The organism is Aquabacterium soli, from assembly GCF_003933735.1.
GTDB classification, from domain to species: Bacteria; Pseudomonadota; Gammaproteobacteria; order Burkholderiales; family Burkholderiaceae_C; genus Aquabacterium; species Aquabacterium soli.
In genome coordinates this window covers 209,498-227,716 of sequence record NZ_RSED01000005.1, presented here as the reverse complement: position 1 = coordinate 227,716, position 18,219 = coordinate 209,498, and the positions used below count along the sequence as shown (strand labels likewise).

At 67.5% G+C, this 18,219-nt stretch carries 13 protein-coding genes; 6 read left to right on the top strand and 7 right to left on the bottom strand.

All coding sequences use genetic code 11. The features are described 5' to 3' along the window. Positions 1-41: 41 nt before the first annotated feature. The 3 genes from EIP75_RS08175 to metE form a co-directional block, all read right to left on the bottom strand. Positions 42-521 (bottom strand): hypothetical protein, encoded by a 480-nt coding sequence (locus EIP75_RS08175; RefSeq protein WP_125242755.1) that lies wholly within the window; start codon positions 519-521, stop codon positions 42-44. A gap of 64 nt (positions 522-585) precedes the next feature. Next, on the bottom strand, positions 586-936 hold the full coding sequence (locus EIP75_RS08170; protein ID WP_125242754.1) for a hypothetical protein: 351 nt from the start codon (positions 934-936) through the stop codon (positions 586-588). 116 nt (positions 937-1,052) lie between these two features. After that, positions 1,053-3,359, bottom strand: coding sequence for a 5-methyltetrahydropteroyltriglutamate--homocysteine S-methyltransferase (gene metE, locus EIP75_RS08165; RefSeq protein ID WP_125242753.1), 2,307 nt, complete (start codon positions 3,357-3,359; stop codon positions 1,053-1,055). Positions 3,360-3,460: 101 nt separating this feature from the next. Here metE and EIP75_RS08160 point away from each other — a divergent pair, with 101 nt between their 5' ends. Beyond that, on the top strand, positions 3,461-4,357 hold the full coding sequence (locus EIP75_RS08160; RefSeq protein ID WP_125242752.1) for a LysR family transcriptional regulator: 897 nt from the start codon (positions 3,461-3,463) through the stop codon (positions 4,355-4,357). Between the two features lie 29 nt (positions 4,358-4,386). Here EIP75_RS08160 and lipA read toward each other — a convergent pair whose 3' ends face one another. The 4 genes from lipA to EIP75_RS08140 form a co-directional block, all read right to left on the bottom strand. Then, complete coding sequence (gene lipA / locus EIP75_RS08155; RefSeq protein WP_125242751.1) at positions 4,387-5,379, bottom strand: lipoyl synthase; 993 nt, start codon at positions 5,377-5,379, stop codon at positions 4,387-4,389. Positions 5,380-5,510: 131 nt separating this feature from the next. Next, complete coding sequence (lipB, locus tag EIP75_RS08150) at positions 5,511-6,203, bottom strand: lipoyl(octanoyl) transferase LipB (RefSeq protein ID WP_125242750.1); 693 nt, start codon at positions 6,201-6,203, stop codon at positions 5,511-5,513. Between the two features lie 33 nt (positions 6,204-6,236). Next, positions 6,237-7,397: a DNA-processing protein DprA gene (gene dprA / locus EIP75_RS08145; RefSeq protein ID WP_125242853.1), complete on the bottom strand. Its 1,161-nt coding sequence runs from the start codon at positions 7,395-7,397 to the stop codon at positions 6,237-6,239. A 116-nt stretch (positions 7,398-7,513) separates the two neighbouring features. Continuing rightward, a complete protein-coding gene (locus EIP75_RS08140) occupies positions 7,514-8,659 on the bottom strand; it encodes a LysM peptidoglycan-binding domain-containing protein (RefSeq protein ID WP_125242852.1) in 1,146 nt (381 codons plus the stop codon). A gap of 289 nt (positions 8,660-8,948) precedes the next feature. Here EIP75_RS08140 and def point away from each other — a divergent pair, with 289 nt between their 5' ends. From def to EIP75_RS08115, 5 genes are all read left to right on the top strand, one after another. After that, positions 8,949-9,464 carry a peptide deformylase gene (gene def, locus EIP75_RS08135; protein ID WP_125242749.1) on the top strand — a complete coding sequence of 172 codons (516 nt, stop codon included), beginning with the start codon at positions 8,949-8,951 and terminating at the stop codon, positions 9,462-9,464. Positions 9,465-9,471: 7 nt separating this feature from the next. Then, positions 9,472-10,416, top strand: a complete 945-nt coding sequence (gene fmt / locus EIP75_RS08130) for a methionyl-tRNA formyltransferase (protein ID WP_125242748.1) — start codon at positions 9,472-9,474, stop codon at positions 10,414-10,416. 140 nt (positions 10,417-10,556) lie between these two features. Beyond that, positions 10,557-11,417, top strand: coding sequence for a zinc metalloprotease HtpX (gene htpX / locus EIP75_RS08125; RefSeq protein WP_125242747.1), 861 nt, complete (start codon positions 10,557-10,559; stop codon positions 11,415-11,417). A gap of 124 nt (positions 11,418-11,541) precedes the next feature. Further along, complete coding sequence (locus EIP75_RS08120) at positions 11,542-14,808, top strand: bifunctional diguanylate cyclase/phosphodiesterase (RefSeq protein WP_125242746.1); 3,267 nt, start codon at positions 11,542-11,544, stop codon at positions 14,806-14,808. Between the two features lie 125 nt (positions 14,809-14,933). Continuing rightward, positions 14,934-18,206 carry a bifunctional diguanylate cyclase/phosphodiesterase gene (locus tag EIP75_RS08115; RefSeq protein WP_125242745.1) on the top strand — a complete coding sequence of 1,091 codons (3,273 nt, stop codon included), beginning with the start codon at positions 14,934-14,936 and terminating at the stop codon, positions 18,204-18,206. Positions 18,207-18,219 lie beyond the last annotated feature (13 nt).

The window sequence follows — 18,219 nt, the reverse complement described above, 5'->3', positions numbered from 1 at the left end:
GCCTTCTGTCCCCAGCGCCAGTCAGGGCAAGGCCTGGGGCCTCAGGCGCAATCCTGCTGCAGATGCCAGAGCACGCTGCGCGCGAATACCGCATCGGCCCAGTCCGTCGCCTTGAGCAAGGGCGGGTAGGCCAGTGTGTGGTCGTCCTGGCGCTGCAGGCGCACCTCGAAGGCAGGCAGTGACTTGTCGTAGCCCAGGTCGAAACGGGCCTGGCTGAGCGGATGGACGACGTTGACAGCGTCGGCTCGGCCTGCTGAGCTCACGCGCAGTTCACAGCGCGGGCCCATCCGGTAGGTCCACGTGTTGCCGTCGGCCGCCCGCCGACCCATGGTGTTGAGCGCATTGATCAACTGCTGCGTGTTCATCAACTGGGGCTCGACAGGTTCGCGCTGCGTGGGCGGATAGCCATCCGTGCAGGCCGAGAGGGCGCACAGGGCCAGGATCAAAGGCCAAGCAAGGCCGGCGCGCCGGACAGCCGGCCGCCCTTGCGGCACAACAGGCCGCGGGGAAAGGTGGTCCATGAAAAATTGGGCTTGAAAACAACGAGGTCGGCGCCACCCACGAGTGGCAGTGCGACGGCGAGGTTCAAGCAGCCGAGGGTGGGCGCAGCGGCGCCCCCAGGTAGGGCCAGGGCAGCGATGGCGGCATGCCTGATCGAGCCCAAACGGCAGCACGGCTCGCCATGCCCCAGGCAGGCCAAACCGAGGCCGGCAACTGGTCGATCAGCCCGCCGGAAGACGGTGCGTCCTGCAGGGCGCTGGGGCGCAGATCGTCCATGACGCTTTCGTCCAGGGACACGCCGTCCGCGGTGTCGATCGCGGCCACCAGCGACATCGGCGCCTGGACCCATGGGCCACGCAGGGCCGATGCCACCCCGAGAATGGCGGCGCACAGCAGGATCAGGCTCGCCAGCGTGGCGATCAGTCGTCGGCCCATGATGGCGCCAGAGTATAGCGAGGGGGCCGGCCATGCCTCGAAGTCGAGGCATGGCGCGATCGCCCAAATGCCCGCGCGATCAGCCTGGGCTCAGGCTCGCGCGCCAGGGCGTCCTCTCAAGCGGCCTGGCGCAGGGCCTTCGCGGCGGCGACCATGTTGGTCAGGGCCGGGATCACCTCGGGCCACTGGCGGGTCTTGAGGCCGCAGTCGGGGTTCACCCACAGGCGCTCGGCGGGCACGCGCTCGGCGGCCTTCTTCATCAGCTGTTCGATGTGGCCCTGCGTCGGGATGTTCGGCGAGTGGATGTCGTATACGCCTGGGCCGATCTCGTTGGGGTACTGGAAGTTTTCAAACGCGTCCAGCAGCTCCATGTCCGAGCGCGAGGTCTCGATGGTGATCACGTCGGCATCCATGTCCGCGATGGATTGGATGATGTCGTTGAACTCCGAATAGCACATGTGCGTGTGGATCTGGGTTTCGTCTTCCACACCGTTGGCGGCGATGCGGAAGGATTCGACGGCCCAGTCCAGGTAGGTCTGCCACTGGGCCTTGCGCAGCGGCAGACCTTCGCGCAGGGCGGCCTCGTCGATCTGGATCACGCGGATGCCGGCCTTCTCCAGGTCCAGCACCTCTTCGCGGATGGCCAGGGCCAGTTGGTAGCACGACACCGACCTGGGCTGGTCGTCCCGCACGAAGGACCAGTTCAGGATGGTGACGGGGCCCGTGAGCATGCCCTTCATGGGGCGCTTGGTCAGCGAGGCGGCGTACTTGATCCATTCCACCGTCATCGCCTTGGGACGGCTGATGTCACCGAACAGGATGGGCGGCTTCACGCAGCGTGAACCATAGGACTGCACCCAGCCGAACTGGCTGAAGGCGTAGCCATCGAGTTGCTCACCGAAGTACTCGACCATGTCGTTGCGCTCAGCCTCACCGTGCACCAGCACGTCCAGGTCCAGCGCTTCCTGCTCGCGCACGCTGCGCTCGATCTCGGCCTTCATGGCGGCCTGGTAACCGGCTTCATCCAGGCGACCAGCCTTGTACTCGCTGCGGGCATGGCGGATGTCGGACGTCTGCGGAAAGGAGCCGATGGTGGTGGTGGGGTAGGCCGGCAGCTTCAGCAAGGCCGCCTGCTTGGGTGAGCGCTGGCCATAGACGCTCTGGCGCTGGCCCAGGGCCGCATCCAGCGTGGCCACGGCGGCCTTCACAACCGGGTTGTTCACGCGAGGCGAGGTGCGGCGAGCAGCGATGGCGGCCTGGTTGGCCTCCAGCTCGGCCTTGACCGAAGCACGGCCGTTGTTGAGGGCGGCGGCCAGCACCTTCAGTTCATCCAGCTTCTGCAGCGCATAGGCCAGCCACGACTTCACGTCGGCATCCAGCTTGACTTCGCTGTCCAGGTCCACCGGCACATGCAGCAGCGAGCAAGACGGGGCGATCCACAGGCGCTCGCCCAGGCGATCGGCCAGGGGCTCGACCCAGTCGAGCACGGCGGCCAGGTCGGTCTTCCAGATGTTGCGGCCGTTGATCACGCCCAGGGACAGCACCTTGTGCGAAGGCAGCAGGTTCAGCAGGGGTTGGACATCGTCGCGGCCGTTGATGGCGTCGATGTGCAGTCCGGCCACCGGCAGGTTGGCGGCCAGATGCTGGTTCTCCTGCAGTTGCCCGAAGTAGGTGGCCAGCAGCAGTTTCACCTTGCTGGCCTTGAGCTGGTGGTAGGCGGTGTTGAACGCATGCTTCCAGTCGGCGTCGAGTTCGGTCACCAGGATGGGCTCGTCGATCTGCACCCATTCCACGCCTTGCGCGGCCAGCGTGTCCAGCAGTTCGGCGTACACGGGCAGCAGGCGCTCCAACAGCGCCAGCTTGTCGGCATCGCCCCTGGTCTGGTCCTTGGCCTTGCCCAAGGCCAGGTAGGTCACCGGGCCGATGATCACCGGCTTGGCCTTGACACCTTGAGCGCGGGCTTCAGCCAGTTGGTCCAGCAGGCGGGTGGCGTCCAGCTTGAAGGTGGTGGAGGCCGTGAACTCCGGCACGATGTAGTGGTAGTTGGTATCGAACCACTTGGTCATCTCGCCCGCGGCCACGCCGCCACCGCAGCAGGCGGCATGGGCCTCGGCGTTCTGGGCCGAGCGGCCGCGGGCCACGCGGAAGTAGTTGTCGAGCGGGTCCCCCTGGAAACCACGCACGCGTTCGGGCAGGTTGCCCAGCGTGAAGCTCATGTCCAGCATCTGGTCGTAGAAGGCGAAATCGCCCACGGGCACGAGGTCCAGACCCGATTGGTTCTCCCAGTGGCATTGGCGCAATTGCGCGCCCAGCGCCTTGAGCTCGTCGCGGCTGGATTGGCCTTTCCAGTAGGACTCCAGGGCGAACTTCAGTTCGCGCTTGGCGCCGATGCGGGGAAAGCCCAGGTTGTGCGTGGTGGTCATGAGGAGCCTCAGGGAATCAACGATGGCCGCGAGATTACGCAAGGCATCCCATGAAGTAAAATGGTATTAATTCAATAATCCATCAATATGACTCATAGATCATGTTGGAGCGCATGCACCTGACCATCGTGCAGGAGGTCGAAAAACAGGGCTCGCTGACGGCTGCGGCGGCCGTGCTGTGCCTGACCCAATCGGCCCTCAGCCACAGCATGAAGAAGCTGGAGCAGCAGTTGGGCATCGACATCTGGCTGCGCGAAGGGCGCAGCCTTCGGCTGACCCAGGCGGGCCAGTACGTTCTGGCCGTGGCCAATCGTGTGCTGCCCCAGCTGGATCTTGCCGAAGAGCGGCTGCGCCAGTTCGCTCAAGGCGAGCGCGGCACCTTGCGCATCGGCATGGAATGCCACCCCTGCTACCAGTGGCTGCTCAAGATCGTGTCGCCTTATCTGGCGGTCTGGCCCGATGTCGATGTGGACGTGAAGCAGAAGTTCCAGTTCGGCGGCATCGGCGCCCTGTTCGGCTACGAGATCGACCTGCTGGTGACCCCCGATCCGCTCTACAAGCCCGGCCTGCACTTCGAGCCGGTGTTCGATTACGAGCAGGTGCTGGTCGTGGCACGCGACCACCCCCTGGCCGGAGCCAACCACATCAAGCCCAAGCAACTGTCGGATGAGGTGCTGATCACCTACCCCGTGGCCACCGACCGGCTGGACATCTACACGCAGTTCCTCATGCCCGCCGGCGTGAGCCCCAGGCGCCACAAGGCCATCGAGACCACCGACATCATGCTGCAGATGGTGGCCAGTGGCCGAGGGGTGGCCGCCTTGCCCCGCTGGCTCGCCAATGAGTATGCCGACAAGCTGGACGTCGCGGCCGTGCGCCTGGGCCCTCGCGGCATCGCCAAGCAGATCTTCCTGGGCGCACGCGAGACGGACATCGACATCGACTACCTGAGGGCCTTCATCGAGCTGGCGCGCGGATCGTCAAACCTGGCACAGTGAACCAGAGAACAGCAGTGGCATGCGGACGGTCATGACGACCGCACGCCCGCCTGTGCTGCCTGCTCATCCGCGTGGTAGCTGCTGCGCACCATGGCGCCTACCGCGGCGTGGACAAAGCCCATGGCCTCGGCCTCGCGCTCGAACATCTTGAAGGTGTCCGGGTGCACGTAGCGGCGCACCGGCAGGTGGTGCCCGCTGGGGGCCAGGTACTGGCCGATGGTGATCATGTCGATGCCGTGCTCGCGCATGTCGCGCATGACCTGCAGGATTTCGTCATCCGTCTCGCCCAGGCCCAGCATCAGGCCGCTCTTGGTGGGCACGTGCGGCGCGAATTCCTTGAAGCGCTTGAGCAGGTTCAGGCTGTACTGGTAGTCGGAGCCCGGACGAGCCTCCTTGTACAGGCGCGGCACCGTCTCGAGGTTGTGGTTCATCACATCGGGCGGCGCGGCCTTGAGGATCTCCAGCGCGCGGTCCATGCGGCCACGGAAATCGGGCGTGAGGATCTCGATGCGCGTGAGGGGGCTGAGTTCGCGCACGCGCTCGATGCACTCGACGAAGTGGCCGGCACCGCCGTCGCGCAGGTCATCTCGATCGACACTGGTGATCACGACGTAGCTGAGCTTGAGCGCGGCGATGGTCTTGGCCAGGTTCGCCGGCTCGTTCACATCGAGCGGATCGGGGCGGCCGTGGCCCACGTCGCAGAAGGGGCAGCGGCGGGTGCACTTGTCGCCCATGATCATGAAGGTGGCCGTGCCCTTGCCGAAGCACTCGCCGATGTTCGGGCACGACGCCTCTTCGCAGACCGTGTGCAGTTTGTGCTCGCGCAGTATCTGCTTGATCTCGTAGTAGCGGGTGTTGGGCGAGCCGGCCTTGACGCGGATCCAGTCGGGCTTTTTCAGCACCTCGCCGGCGGGCACGATCTTGATGGGGATGCGTGCCGTCTTGGCCTGGGCCTTCTGCTTGGCGGAGGGGTCGTAGGACTCGACGGGGACGGGCGCGGGATCGTTCAGGTTCGTGGACATGGCATCGCTCGGGCCGCCCGCGGGGACGGCGCGGATACTGTGGGCCCGAACCGTCACTGTAGCTGATCGGGCCTGCGGGCGGGGGAACGCCCAAGCCTGCCGGACGTGTGGACTTCCACAATACGCGCCGTTCAACGCGCCAGCCAGGTCTCCAGCTTGGCGGCCAGCAGGCGGGCCACCTCGTCCGGATCGGCCTGCACGCCCAGCGTGGCCAGGTCCACCGTGCGCAGGCCAGCATAGCCGCAGGGGTTGATGCGGCCGTAGGGCGACAGGTCCATCGCGACATTCAATGACACGCCGTGGTAGGTGCAGTGCCGGGTCACCTTGATGCCCAGGGCGGCGATCTTGCCCAGGCCTTTGAAGGGATCGCGCGGGTCGGGCGGATCATTCAAGGCAGCATGCGCCCCCGGATCATCGAGCCGCACGTAGATGCCCGGCGCCCCCGCCAGGCGATGACCGGTGACGCCCAAGGGTGCCAGCGTGCGGATCACCGCCTCTTCGATGCGGTGCACGTACTCCTTGACGAAGTAGCCGCGGCGGCGCAGATCCAGCAGCGGATAGCCCACCACCTGGCCCGGACCGTGGTAGGTGACCTGGCCGCCCCGGTTGCTCTGCACCACCGGGATGTGGTCAGGCCCCTCCGGGTTGAGCAGCACGTGGCCGGCCTGTCCTGCCAGCCCTTGCGTGAAGACGGGCGGGTGCGAACAGATCCACAGCTGGTCGGGGGTGTCGGACGTGCGCGATTCGGTGAACTCGCGCATCGCGGCATAGGTGGGCTCGTACGGAACCAGGCCCAGGAAGTCGGTGTGCAACGTCGGGTGCATGCGGCGGTTGTACCACCGACCGCGGTGCCCCGCTCAGGCCGCGGCCCGGCGCTGGAACAGCTGGCCCGGCAGGCGCGCCACGCGCCCGTCCAGCTCCAGCTCCAGCAGGCGCACGCCCAGGTCGGCCGGACTGAGCCCTGTGCGCGCACACAGGGCGTCCAGCCCAACGGGGTCGTAGGCCATGGCGGTCAGCACGGCGTCTTCGGCATTGTCATCGCCACCGTGCGACAACCCCTCCGGCCCGGAGGCGCCGATAGAGCGGGCCCCATGGAGGCCCCACTGCAGCTCGTCCATCACGTCCTGCGCGGTCTCCACCAGTTTGGCGCCCTGCTTGATCAGGGCATGGCAGCCCCGTGCCTGCGGCGCATGGATCGAGCCCGGGATGGCGAAGACCTCGCGCCCCATCTCGGCGGCCAGGCGCGCCGTGATCAGCGAGCCCGACTGCACCGCCGCCTCCACCACCAGGGTGCCACGCGTGAGGCCTGCCACGATGCGGTTGCGCCTGGGGAAGTTCTGCGCCAGCGGCGGCGTACCCAGCAGGCACTCGCCCACCACCGCGCCGTGCATGGCGATGCGGTGCGCCAGGTCATGGTGCTTGCGGGGGTAGACGCGGTCCAGGCCCGTGCCGACCACGGCGATGGTGCTGCCTGCGCCCTCGCCCGCCGCAGACAGGGCCTGCAGGGCGCCCTCATGCGCCGCGCCATCCACGCCGTCGGCCAGGCCGGACACCACGGTCAGGCCCGCTTCGCTGAAGGCCTGGGCGAAAGCGCGCGCGTTGTCCCGCCCCTGCTCGGTCGGGTGGCGGCTGCCCACGATGGCGATGGCCGGGGCCTGCAGCAGTCCAAGACGTCCCTGGGCAAACAGCAGCAAGGGCGGATCGGTGGCCTGCAGCAAGGCCTGCGGGTAGCGGGGATCGGCCAGCGACAGGACCGCTCGGCCCGCATCCGCTGCGCCAGCCTGTTCAGACCCGTGCAGCCAGGTCCAGGCGCGCTCGGTATGCTCGGCCAGGTTCTCGGGCTCGGTGAGCAGGCCCTTGGACTCACGGGTGGGCAGCAGTTCTGCCCAGGCCGCCGGGCCGGCCTCGAAAACACCCTGGGGCGATCCCAGGGCGGCCAGCAGTGTGCGCGCAGAGGCGGGACCGAGGCGGGGCGTCAGGGTCAGGCGCAGCCAGGCCCTCAGTTCATCCAACGTCAGGTTCACGACAAGCCAGCCCCATGGGAGCCGATTCAAACGGTACTGCGGTTGATGAAAAGGCCTTTGCACCACCGCCGTGGCGGGGATGGCAAAGGCCGATCAGGAGGAAAGCAGGCTCAGGGCTGCGTGAAACGGTCGCCCGTCTTGACAGGCTCCTGCACCTGCAGGATCAGCGCATAGGACATGCGCTCGAAAGTGCGGAACACATAGAGCAGGCCATGGCGCTCGTCGGGCAGCTTGAGGGTGGCCTTGTCGGCACCGGGCGCAGTGTCCTTGATGATGCGGCCATCACGCCACAGCGCCAGCACGTGCCCGCGCTCGATGCCATCGGCCGTGCCCCGGTTGAGGGAGACGATCTGGCTCTGGCCTGCCGTGAGCGCCTCACCATACAGCGAAGCGATCTGACCCGAGATCTCTTCCTTGGGTGCATGCGGCACGGCGGTGTCAAAATCGCGCGGGGGGACCGGCGCCAGTCGGTCGCCGATCATGACTTCCTGGCGGGTGCTCGTGATGCTGATGGTCGATGGGATGACGAGGGCTTTGCCATCGGCCCCGGTGCCCTCTGCGCCCGGCCGCACCAGTTCGGCAGCCCCGACATACACGGCCTCGTAACCCAGCACCTCCTGCGTGGCGGGGTCGCGCAAAGGCTTGGGCTCTCGGAACAGGCGGAACTCGTTGCGGCCGCGGGTGTCGCCACGAATGTAGGCCGTCTCGCCTCGCGACACGATCACGCGCCCCTCTTGGGTGGCCACGACACGCGGCGCCGTCAGCAACTCGTTGCTGTCATTGAAGATGACCGCCTCGTTGAAGAAGGGCTCCAGGAGGTGCACGGGCACCGTGGTGATGGCGTCGTTGGGATCGCTCTCACGCACGCGCGGCGAGAGGCGGGCGTCGCCATTGGGCCCCAGTGGCTGGCCCAGGCGCAGACGGGCGCGCCCACTGGACTTGTCCAGGTAAAGAATCTGGCCCGGGAAGATCAGGTGGGGGTTGCGGATCTGCTGCAGGTTCATGCCCCACAGCTCTGGCCAGCGCCAGGGCCGCTTGAGGAACAGCCCCGAGATGGCCCACAGCGTGTCGCCACGCCGCACGGTGTAGGAATCCGGCGCGTTGGGCGCCAGTTCGGACAGCGGCACCCCGGCCTCGGCCACCTGGCTGGCGGTGGCCTTCTGTTGCGAGGTGATCGGGAAATTGGGCGCGGCCTGGGCAAACACGGCCTGGGCCACGCCTCCCGTCAGCGCCAGCACTCCGATCGCCTTGGCCATGGACAGGGCATTGCGTGTCTTCAAAACAGTCTCCAAGTCGTCCTCCCGACACCCACGTTCGACGCCCGGATGCCAGCAGAATGCACACGCGGGGAAGCACTGGTTTCAGCGCGGATCCGGGAGATTCGGCACAATCCGGTCAATGATCGCTGGATTCTGCCCGTAAATTGCAAGCTGCGGCAACGCGGGTTGCCCTGTGTTACCGTGGCGGCCCTCCGCCGCGGCAGGTCTACCCGGCCCCGGCGTTGCATCGATTCCACACGACCCGTTCTGTTTCAGGCTGATCACCATGGCCCTGCTGACCATTCTTCGCTACCCCGACCCGCGCCTGCACAAGGTGGCCAAGCCCGTGGCGCAGGTGGATGACCGCATCCGGCAACTGGTGGACGACATGCTCGAGACCATGTATGAGGCCAAGGGCGTGGGCCTGGCCGCCACCCAGGTCGATGTGCACGAGCGCGTGGTCGTGATCGACACCAGCGAAGAGCGCAACGACCCACGCGTGCTGATCAACCCCGAGATCATCGGGCGCAGCGACGAGATGATCGTGTGGGAGGAAGGCTGCCTGTCGGTGCCCACCATCTACGACAAGGTCGAGCGCCATGCCCGCGTGCGCGTGCGGGCGCTGGGCCGCGACGGTCAGCCCTACGAGTTCGATGCCGACGACGACCTGCTGTCGGTGTGCGTGCAGCACGAGCTGGACCACCTGATGGGCAAGGTGTTCGTGGAATACCTCTCGGCGCTCAAGCGCAACCGCATCAAGAGCAAGCTGCAAAAGCGCTCGCGCGAAGACGAGCCAGCCTGATCCCCAGATGAAAGTCGTCTTTGCCGGCACACCGGAGTTCGCCCGCGAGGCCCTGGCCGCGCTGCACACCGCCGGATTCCAGATCCCGCTGGTGCTGACCCAACCTGACCGCCCGGCCGGGCGCGGCATGAAGCTGCAGGCCTCGCCGGTCAAGCAGTTCGCGCTCGACCATGGGATCGAGGTGGCGCAGCCGCACAGTCTCAAACTCGACGGCAAGTATCCGGATGAAGCCGCAGCGGCCAAGACCTTGCTCGAATCGGTGAACGCCGACGTGATGGTGGTAGCCGCCTATGGCCTGATCCTGCCGCGCTGGACGCTGCAGCTGCCCCGCCTGGGCTGCCTGAACATCCATGCCTCGCTGCTGCCGCGCTGGCGCGGTGCCGCCCCCATCCACCGCGCCATCGAGGCCGGCGACGAGGCCACCGGCATCACCATCATGCAGATGGACCAAGGGCTGGACACCGGCGACATGCTGCTGATCGAACGCGAAACGATCCGCCCCGAGGACACCACAGCCACCCTGCACGACCGGCTGGCCACGCTGGGCGGCCGCCTGATCATCGAAGCCCTGGAACTGGCTGCCTGCGGTGGCTTCACACCGACGCCCCAGCCGGTCGAAGGCATCACCTACGCGCACAAGATCGAAAAGGCCGAGGCCGCGATCGACTGGCGCCTGCCCGCCGCCGTGATCGAGCGCCGCGTGAGAGCCTTCGACCCCTTCCCTGGCGCCACCTTCGCCTTGAATGGCGAAACCGTGAAGCTGTGGCGCACCAGTGTGGTGCCCGCCAGCGGCGCGCCGGGCGAGGTGCTGCATGCCCAGGGCGACACGCTGATCGTGGCCTGCGGTGAGCAGGCTCTGGCCTTGCATACCCTGCAACGCCCCGGCGGCAAACGCGTGATGACACGCGATGCGCTGCAGGCCATCGGTACGCTGCCCGCCCACCTGGCCTGACAACCTGTTCGGCGCTGGCCCAGCTTCCGCATGCCAGACTGAACAAAACCTGAACCGAGCTTGAACTTCTCAAGCCCGCCCGCATCTATCCCGGTGCCGCCATGTGGCGGTTCATCGGCTTCGCCAAAGGAGCCCGCCTTATGTTCAACATGATGAAAACCGCCATCCTGATGGCGGCGATCACCGCCCTCTTCATGGCCATCGGCGGCCTGATCGGAGGCCGTTCCGGCATGATGCTGGCGCTCGTCGTGGCACTGGGCATGAACTTCTTCAGCTACTGGTTTTCGGACAAGATGGTGCTGAAGATGTACAACGCCCGCGAGGTGGACGCCACCACCGCGCCGCGCTTTTACGCCATGGTCCAGGAGCTGGCCACCAAGGCCAACCTGCCCATGCCCCGCGTGTACCTGATCAACGAGAATGCGCCCAACGCCTTCGCCACCGGTCGCAACCCGGAGAACGCGGCCGTGGCCGCGACCACCGGCATCATGCAGGTGCTCAGCGAGCGCGAACTGCGCGGCGTGATGGCACACGAACTGGCCCACGTGAAGCACCGTGACATCCTGATCAGCACCATCAGCGCCACCATGGCCGGTGCCATCTCGATGCTGGCCAACTTCGCGATGTTCTTCGGTGGCCGCGATTCCGAAGGCCGCCCGGCCAACCCGATCGCTGGCATCGCCGTGGCCATCCTGGCGCCCTTGGCGGCCAGCCTGATCCAGATGGCCATCAGCCGTGCCCGCGAGTTCGAGGCCGACCGTGGCGGCGCCGAGATCAGCGGCGACCCGCAGGCCCTGGCCAGCGCGCTCGAGAAGATCCACCGCTACGCCCAGGGCATCCCGCTGGAGGCGGCCGAGCGCCACCCCGAGACCGCGCAGATGATGATCATGAACCCGCTGTCCGCCGGCGGCCTGCGCGGCCTGTTCTCCACCCACCCGGCGACTGAGGAACGTGTCGCCCGTCTGATGGCCATGGCGCCAGGTGGGGCAAGACCAGGCTGACATTTCCTCGGATAAGCGTGATGTATTGCCACCTTATCCCAGTCAACATCTCGACCAGGCATCCGATAACTCGTAAGGCCCCGGCCGTCGGCTTCGACGGCACCGGGACTTACAAGGGCGCTGGATGCAGTCAGAGATCAACAAGGCAAAAACCGAATCCGCGTGGCTGAAACGAGGTGCGTGGGTGGTGCTCGTGCTGGGGCTGTGCGCCAGCATGCTGATGTGGCAACGCACGGCGGTGCAATTGCGCGCGCAGGCAGAACTGGCTTTCCGGCATGACACCCAGGATCAGGTGGCTGCGCTGCAGCGCCAGATCGACCGCTACATCGACCTGCTCAGCAGCTTCCAGGCCATGTACCTGGTCAATGGCGACGTGAGCCGGGCCGCCTTCCACAACCGCTACGTCACGCTGCGCAAGAGCGCCGACTACCAGGCGCTGATGGCCATCCAGTTCGCCGAACTGGTGCCCCAGGCCCGCAAGGCCGAGTTTGAAGCCGCCGTGAGGGCCGACCACAGCGTCCACCCGGCCGGCTACCCCGACTACGCCATCCACCCCGCCGGTACCCGCCCCAACTACGTGGCGGTGAAGTACACCGAACCGCTGGTCGGCAATGAAAAGGCCATGGGCTTCGACATCGCGGGCGATGCCCAGCGCCGCGCCAGCCTGGAAGCCGCCCGCGACAGCGGCAAGGTGGTGGTGTCCACCCCCGTACCCCTGGTGCAGCTGGACACGGACAGGACCGGTTTCGTGATCCGCCTGCCTGTCTACGCGTCCATGGGCAACCTGGACAGCCGGGCCGCCAGGCGCCAGGCCTACCTGGGCCAGATCACCGGCGTGTTTCGCGCCTCCGACCTGATGCGCCAGGTGCTCCCGGCCGACCGCTGGCGCCAACTGCAATGGCGCGTGACGGACCTGGGCGACGCCGATCAGCCCGCGGGCAGCGCCATTGCGCTGTTCGACAGTGCCGCACACGGCCAGGCCTACTTCAACGCCCAGGCCAGTGCCCTGGCGGCGGACACCCGCGACTACCAGGTCGATGTGGCCGGGCGGCGATGGCAGGTCAGCTTCGCGCAACCCACCGTCAACCAGGCCCTGCAACCCTACCCGCTGGCCCTGCTGATGGCCGGTGTGCTGGCCTCGGTGGGCCTGTGGTGGGCCATCCGCGGGGCAGCCAGCCGCCACCACCTGGCCGCGCAGATGGCCATGGAGATCAGCCGCAAGGCCCGCGACAGCGAGCAGCAGCTGCGCTCGGTGGTCGACCACACCGTGGACGGGATCATCGTGATCGGCGAAGACGGCCACATCATCAGCGTCAACCAGGCGCTGTGCCGCATCTTCGGCCACGGCGAGATTGCCATGGTGGGGCAGCACCTGAGCCTGCTGGTTCCCGCCGCCGTCGAAGACGCCGGGCAGGGCCACTCCGTGGACACTTTCCTGAAGACGCAGCACGTGGGACTGATCGGCCTGGGACGCCGTGCCGAAGGCCGGCGCGCCAATGGCCAGCGCTTCCCCGTGGACCTGGCCATCAGCACGATGGAGCAGGACGGCGTGACGCAGTACATCGGCATCGTGCGCGACCTGAGCGATCAGGCCGCCGCCGAGATGGCCGTGCTCGAGGCGCAGCGCCAGCTCAACGAGGTCGACGAGATGCGCCGCGTGATCGTGCACCACGCGCCCTACGCCATCCTGATGCTCAACCGCCATGGCATCATCCAGACGGTGAACCCCGCCGGCGAAGCCCTGCTGGGCTACCGGCTCAACGAGTTGATGGGCCAGAACACCACGCAGCGCTTCTTCGACCCGAACGAGGTCTCCGAACGCGCGCACATGCTGGCCCTGCGGCTGAACCAGCCCGTCACCGAACTGAACGTGCTGACACACCTGGCCGAAGAGTCGCCGGGCCTGCCCAGCGAATGGACGCTGATCCGCGCCGACGGCCGCCCCCTGGTGGCCGAAATCAGCGTGACCGAACTCTGCGACGAGATGGGCAACCTGACAGGCTACCTGGCCATGGCGCAGGACGTGACCCTGCGCCGCGAGGCCGAGAACCAGCTGCAGCACATGGCCATGCACGATGCGCTGACGGCCCTGCCCAACCGCAACATGCTGCAGGACCAGCTCAAGGCCTCGATGGTGGCGGCCGACCGCGGCGGCCATGCCATGGCCCTGATGTTCCTGGACCTGGACCGCTTCAAGAAGATCAACGACAGCCTGGGCCACCACATCGGCGACAGCGTGCTGATCGAGGTGGCGCGCCGCCTGCGCTCGGCCATGCGCACCTCCGACATCGTGGCCCGCCTGGGCGGCGACGAGTTCGTGATCCTGCTGCCGCAGATCGCCGAAGAAGGCGATGGCGAGCGTGTGGCGCAGAAGGTGCTGGACCTGTTCACCGAGCCGCTGCGCGTGGGCCCGCACGAGCTGCGCGTCACGCCCAGCGTGGGCCTGGTGATCTACCCCCAGCACGGCAGCGATGCCATCACCCTGATGCGCCACGCCGACCTGGCCATGTACCGCGCCAAGAACAACGGCCGCAACCGCATCCAGGTCTACGGCGACCAGATGGAGTCGCCCACGGCCGACACCCTGGTGCTGGAGAACGACCTGTACAAGGCGCTCGAGCGCAACGAGCTGCGCCTGCACTACCAGCCCCAATTCGACTGCGCCACTGGCCAGATCACCGGGGCCGAGGCGCTGCTGCGCTGGGAGCACAAGGGCAAGCTGGTGTCGCCGGCCGAATTCATCCCGCTGGCCGAAGAATCCGGCCTCATCGTCGAGATGGGTGCCTGGGTGCTGCGCGAGGCCTGCGCCAAGGCCCAGGCCTGGCGCAGCAGGACCGGCTGGCCGCTGCGCATCGCCGTGAACCTCTCGGCCGTGCAGCTGGACCAGGCCGACATCACCGCGACCGTGGCCCAGGCCCTGCACGAGACCGGCTTGCCCGCCACCGCCCTGGAGCTGGAGATCACCGAAAGCGTGGTGGTGCGCGAATCGCTGCGCGCCGCCGACATCCTGACCGAGTTGCGCGCCCTGGGCGTGGGCATCGCCATCGACGACTTCGGCGTGGGCTACTCCAGCTTCGCCTACCTGCGCGAACTGCCGGTGGACCGCTTCAAGCTGGACCGCAGCTTCCTGAGCGCGGTGCCGCAATCCGAGGGCGACAGCCGGCTGGCCGCCGCCCTGATCGCGATGGCGCACCGCCTGGAGGTGGGCATCGTGGCCGAGGGCGTCGAGACGGAAGAGCAGAACGCCTTCCTGCGCGATCACGGCTGTGATGAAGCCCAGGGCTACCACCTGGGCCGACCGATGAAGGACGATGCGTTCGAGGCCCTGCTGGTTCAGCATGCGCAAGAGCGCAGCACGTTCAAAGCAGACAATCTTCACGCTCCGGCCTGAAATCGCACCGCGGCAGGGCGCTCCCCCGCCCTGCCTGCTCAAGACTGTTCTGCACCGCACCGATATGGGTACAGTGGACTCAGGCATTCTGAATCCGCCCCTTTTCGCCGTGTGGAACGTCAGGCATGAATCAAACGCCCGGGCAGGTTGCCCGATGGTCTCGACGCTGGATCGCACTGTCCTGGATCTCTCTGATCGGTGGGGCGGTGTTGAGCGTGCTCGGCTGGAGCCATGCCGCGCACGAGGTTCAGCGCACGGCCGACGTGCTGTTCGAGAACACATCGCGCGACAAGGCCGAACGCCTGGCGGCCTCGGTCAACCACCACCTGGACCTGCTGCGCAGCTTCCAGTCGGCCTTCGTGGCCTCGGACCAGGTCGACCGCGCGGCCTTTCGCCGCCTGCATGAACTGGCCTATGCGAAGGAGGGCTACCCGGCCCTGATCGCGGTGCAGTTCGCCCGCCTGGTGCCCCATGCCGACAAGGCCCGCTTCGAGGCCGGGATGCGCGCCGATGGGCCACATCCCGGCTACAGCATTCACCCGCCGGGCGAGCGCGCCAGCTACCTGCCTGTGGTCTTCGTGGAGCCGCCCGATGGCAACACCCGACTGCTGGGCTACGACCAGGCCTTCGAGGCCATTCGCCGCGCGGTGATGGAGCAGGCACGCGACACGGCCCGGGCCCAGGGCTCGGGGCCGGTGCAACTGGTGTCGGGCGGTGCGCAGGCCCAGGGCTTCGTCGTGCGCCTGCCCGTCTACCGTGCCCACCAGCCCATCGACACCGTGGCACAGCGCCGCCAGGCCTATTTGGGCCAGGTGGGCGGCGCCTTCCAGGCCGACCGACTGGTGGCAGCCGTGATCCCCACCAGCACCTGGGATCAGTGGCATCTGAACATCCAGGACCTGGGGCCGGCCACTGGCGGCGCCTCCACCGCCCCCGCGCCCCTCTTCGACAGCGCCCGTCAATCGTCCACGGCCTTCCAGCCCACGGCCACCCCGCATGCCGACGACCGCCGTCGGCGACTCACCGAGGTGGCGGGGCGCCGCTGGGCGCTCACCCTCACGCGCCCTCCCGTGGGCGCCTGGCAGCAGCCTTATCCTCTGTCGGTGCTGGCCGCAGGCCTGCTGGGCACCCTGGGCCTGTGGTGGGCCGTCCGCGGCATCGGCACGCAACAGCGCCAGGCGGCCGAGATGGCCGAACACCTCAGCCGCCAGGCCCGCACCAACGAGCGGCGCCTGAGCAAGGTGATGGACAGCACCATCGATGCCATCCTCACACTGGACCCGCGCGGCACCGTGCTGTCCAGCAACCATGCTGCGCAGATGATCTTCATCGGCCCGGATGCACCAGAGATCGCGCTGAGCCCCTGCCACATCGACCGCCTGATCCCGGCCCCGCCAGGCTGCCCGCCCCAGGCCGACATGGCCCGCTACCTGCAGGCCCAGGGCCTGGGCGTGATGGATGTCAGCCGCCGCCTGCAGGGCCTGCGCCAGGACGGCCACCGCTTCCCGCTGGAGCTCAGCGTCAGCCCCATGGTGCTGGATGGGCAGACCCAGTACGTGATGGTGCTGCGCGACCTGACCGAGCAACACGCAGCGGAGCAGGCCGCCCTGGCCGCACAGCGCCAGCTCGACGAGGTCGACGAGATGCGCCGCGTGATCGTGCACCACGCGCCCTACGCCATCCTGGTGCTCAACCGCCAGGGTGTGGTCCAGGCCATCAACCCGGCCGGCGAGGCCCTGCTGGGCTGTACCGCACAGGAGCTGGTCGGCCGCGCCTCCACCGAGCGCTTCTTCGATCCGGAGCAGGTGACCGAACGCGCCCACCTGCTGGGCCTGCGCCTGAACCGCGAGATCAAGGACGTGCAGGTGTTCTCCCACCTGGCGCGCGACGCCGCCGGCGTGCCCAAGGAATGGGCCCTGCTGCGCCCAGACGGGCGGCGCATCATGGCCGAGCTGTCGGTGACCGAACTGCGCGATGAGCAGGGCCGCATGAACGGCTACCTGGCCATGGCGCAGGACATCAGCGCCCGCACCGAGGCCGAGCAGCAACTGCAGCACCAGGCCCAGCACGATGCCCTGACCGGCCTGCCCAACCGCAACATGCTGCAGGAGCAGCTCAAGAGCGCCGTGCTGCACGCCGAGCGCCATCAGCAACCGCTGGCGCTGATGTTCCTGGACCTGGACCGCTTCAAGAAGATCAACGACACCCTGGGCCACCACGTCGGCGACAACGTGATCCTGGAAGTGGGCCGCCGACTGCGCACCGCCATGCGCACCTCCGACATCGTGGCGCGGCTGGGCGGCGACGAGTTCGTCGTGCTGCTGCCCCAGATCTCGCAGATGGACGATGGCGTGGTCGTGGCCCACAAGGTGCTGGAGCTGTTCAATGAGCCGCTGCGCGTGGGCCCGCACGAGCTGCGCCTGACGCCCAGCATCGGCCTGGTGGTCTACCCCACGCACGGCACCGATGCCGCCACGCTGATGCGCCACGCGGACCTGGCCATGTACCAGGCCAAGAACCACGGCCGCAACCGCGTGCAGGTGTACAGCGACCAGCTCGAATCCCCCACGGCCGACAAGCTGGTGCTGGAGAACGACCTGTACAAGGCGCTCGAACGCGACGAGCTGCGCCTGCACTTCCAGCCCCAGTTCGACTGCGCCAGCGGCCAGATCATCGGTGCCGAGGCCCTGCTGCGCTGGGAGCACGATGGCAAGCTGGTGCCGCCGATGGACTTCATCCCCTTCGCCGAAGAGACCGGCCTGATCGTGCCCATGGGCGAGTGGGTGCTGCGCGAATCGTGCCGCAAGGCCCAGGCCTGGCACCTGCGCACCGGCTGGCCCTTGCGCATCGCCGTGAACCTGTCGGCCGTGCAGCTGGAGCACACCGACATCGCCAATACCGTGGCCCGCGTGCTGACCGAGACCGGCCTGCCGCCCACGATGCTGGAGCTGGAGATCACCGAGACCGTGGTGGTGCGCGAATCGCTGCGCGCCGCCGACATCCTCACGCAGCTGCGCTCACTGGGCGTGAGCATCGCCATCGATGACTTCGGCGTGGGCTATTCCAGCTTCGGCTACCTGCGCGAGCTGCCGGTGGACCGCTTCAAGCTGGACCGCAGCTTCCTGATGGCCGTGCCGCAGTCAGAAGGCGATTGCCGCCTGGCCGCCGCGCTGATCGCGATGGCGCACCGATTGAACGTGGGCATCGTGGCCGAAGGGGTCGAGAACGAAGAGCAGTTGGCCTTCCTGAAGGACCATGGATGCGACGAGGCCCAGGGCTACCACCTGGGTCGGCCGATGAAGGAAGACGCGTTCGAGGCCATGCTGGTGGAGCACAGCCGCCTGCATGCGGGGGCACTCAAGCCGATCACGCGGATGGTGAACCACGCGCCGGTCTGAGCCCCTTCAGCGC

Bases quoted from the DNA above. Each gene is read 5' to 3' on its own strand.
- EIP75_RS08175 (WP_125242755.1), bottom strand. From the start codon at position 521: ATGGACCACCTTTCCCCGCGGCCTGTTGTGCCGCAAGGGCGGCCGGCT.
- EIP75_RS08170 (WP_125242754.1), bottom strand. From the start codon at position 936: ATGGGCCGACGACTGATCGCCACGCTGGCGAGCCTGATCCTGCTGTGC.
- metE (WP_125242753.1), bottom strand. From the start codon at position 3,359: ATGACCACCACGCACAACCTGGGCTTTCCCCGCATCGGCGCCAAGCGC.
- EIP75_RS08160 (WP_125242752.1), top strand. From the start codon at position 3,461: ATGTTGGAGCGCATGCACCTGACCATCGTGCAGGAGGTCGAAAAACAG.
- lipA (WP_125242751.1), bottom strand. From the start codon at position 5,379: ATGTCCACGAACCTGAACGATCCCGCGCCCGTCCCCGTCGAGTCCTAC.
- lipB (WP_125242750.1), bottom strand. From the start codon at position 6,203: ATGCACCCGACGTTGCACACCGACTTCCTGGGCCTGGTTCCGTACGAG.
- EIP75_RS08140 (WP_125242852.1), bottom strand. From the start codon at position 8,659: ATGGCCAAGGCGATCGGAGTGCTGGCGCTGACGGGAGGCGTGGCCCAG.
- def (WP_125242749.1), top strand. From the start codon at position 8,949: ATGGCCCTGCTGACCATTCTTCGCTACCCCGACCCGCGCCTGCACAAG.
- fmt (WP_125242748.1), top strand. From the start codon at position 9,472: ATGAAAGTCGTCTTTGCCGGCACACCGGAGTTCGCCCGCGAGGCCCTG.
- htpX (WP_125242747.1), top strand. From the start codon at position 10,557: ATGTTCAACATGATGAAAACCGCCATCCTGATGGCGGCGATCACCGCC.
- EIP75_RS08120 (WP_125242746.1), top strand. From the start codon at position 11,542: ATGCAGTCAGAGATCAACAAGGCAAAAACCGAATCCGCGTGGCTGAAA.
- EIP75_RS08115 (WP_125242745.1), top strand. From the start codon at position 14,934: ATGAATCAAACGCCCGGGCAGGTTGCCCGATGGTCTCGACGCTGGATC.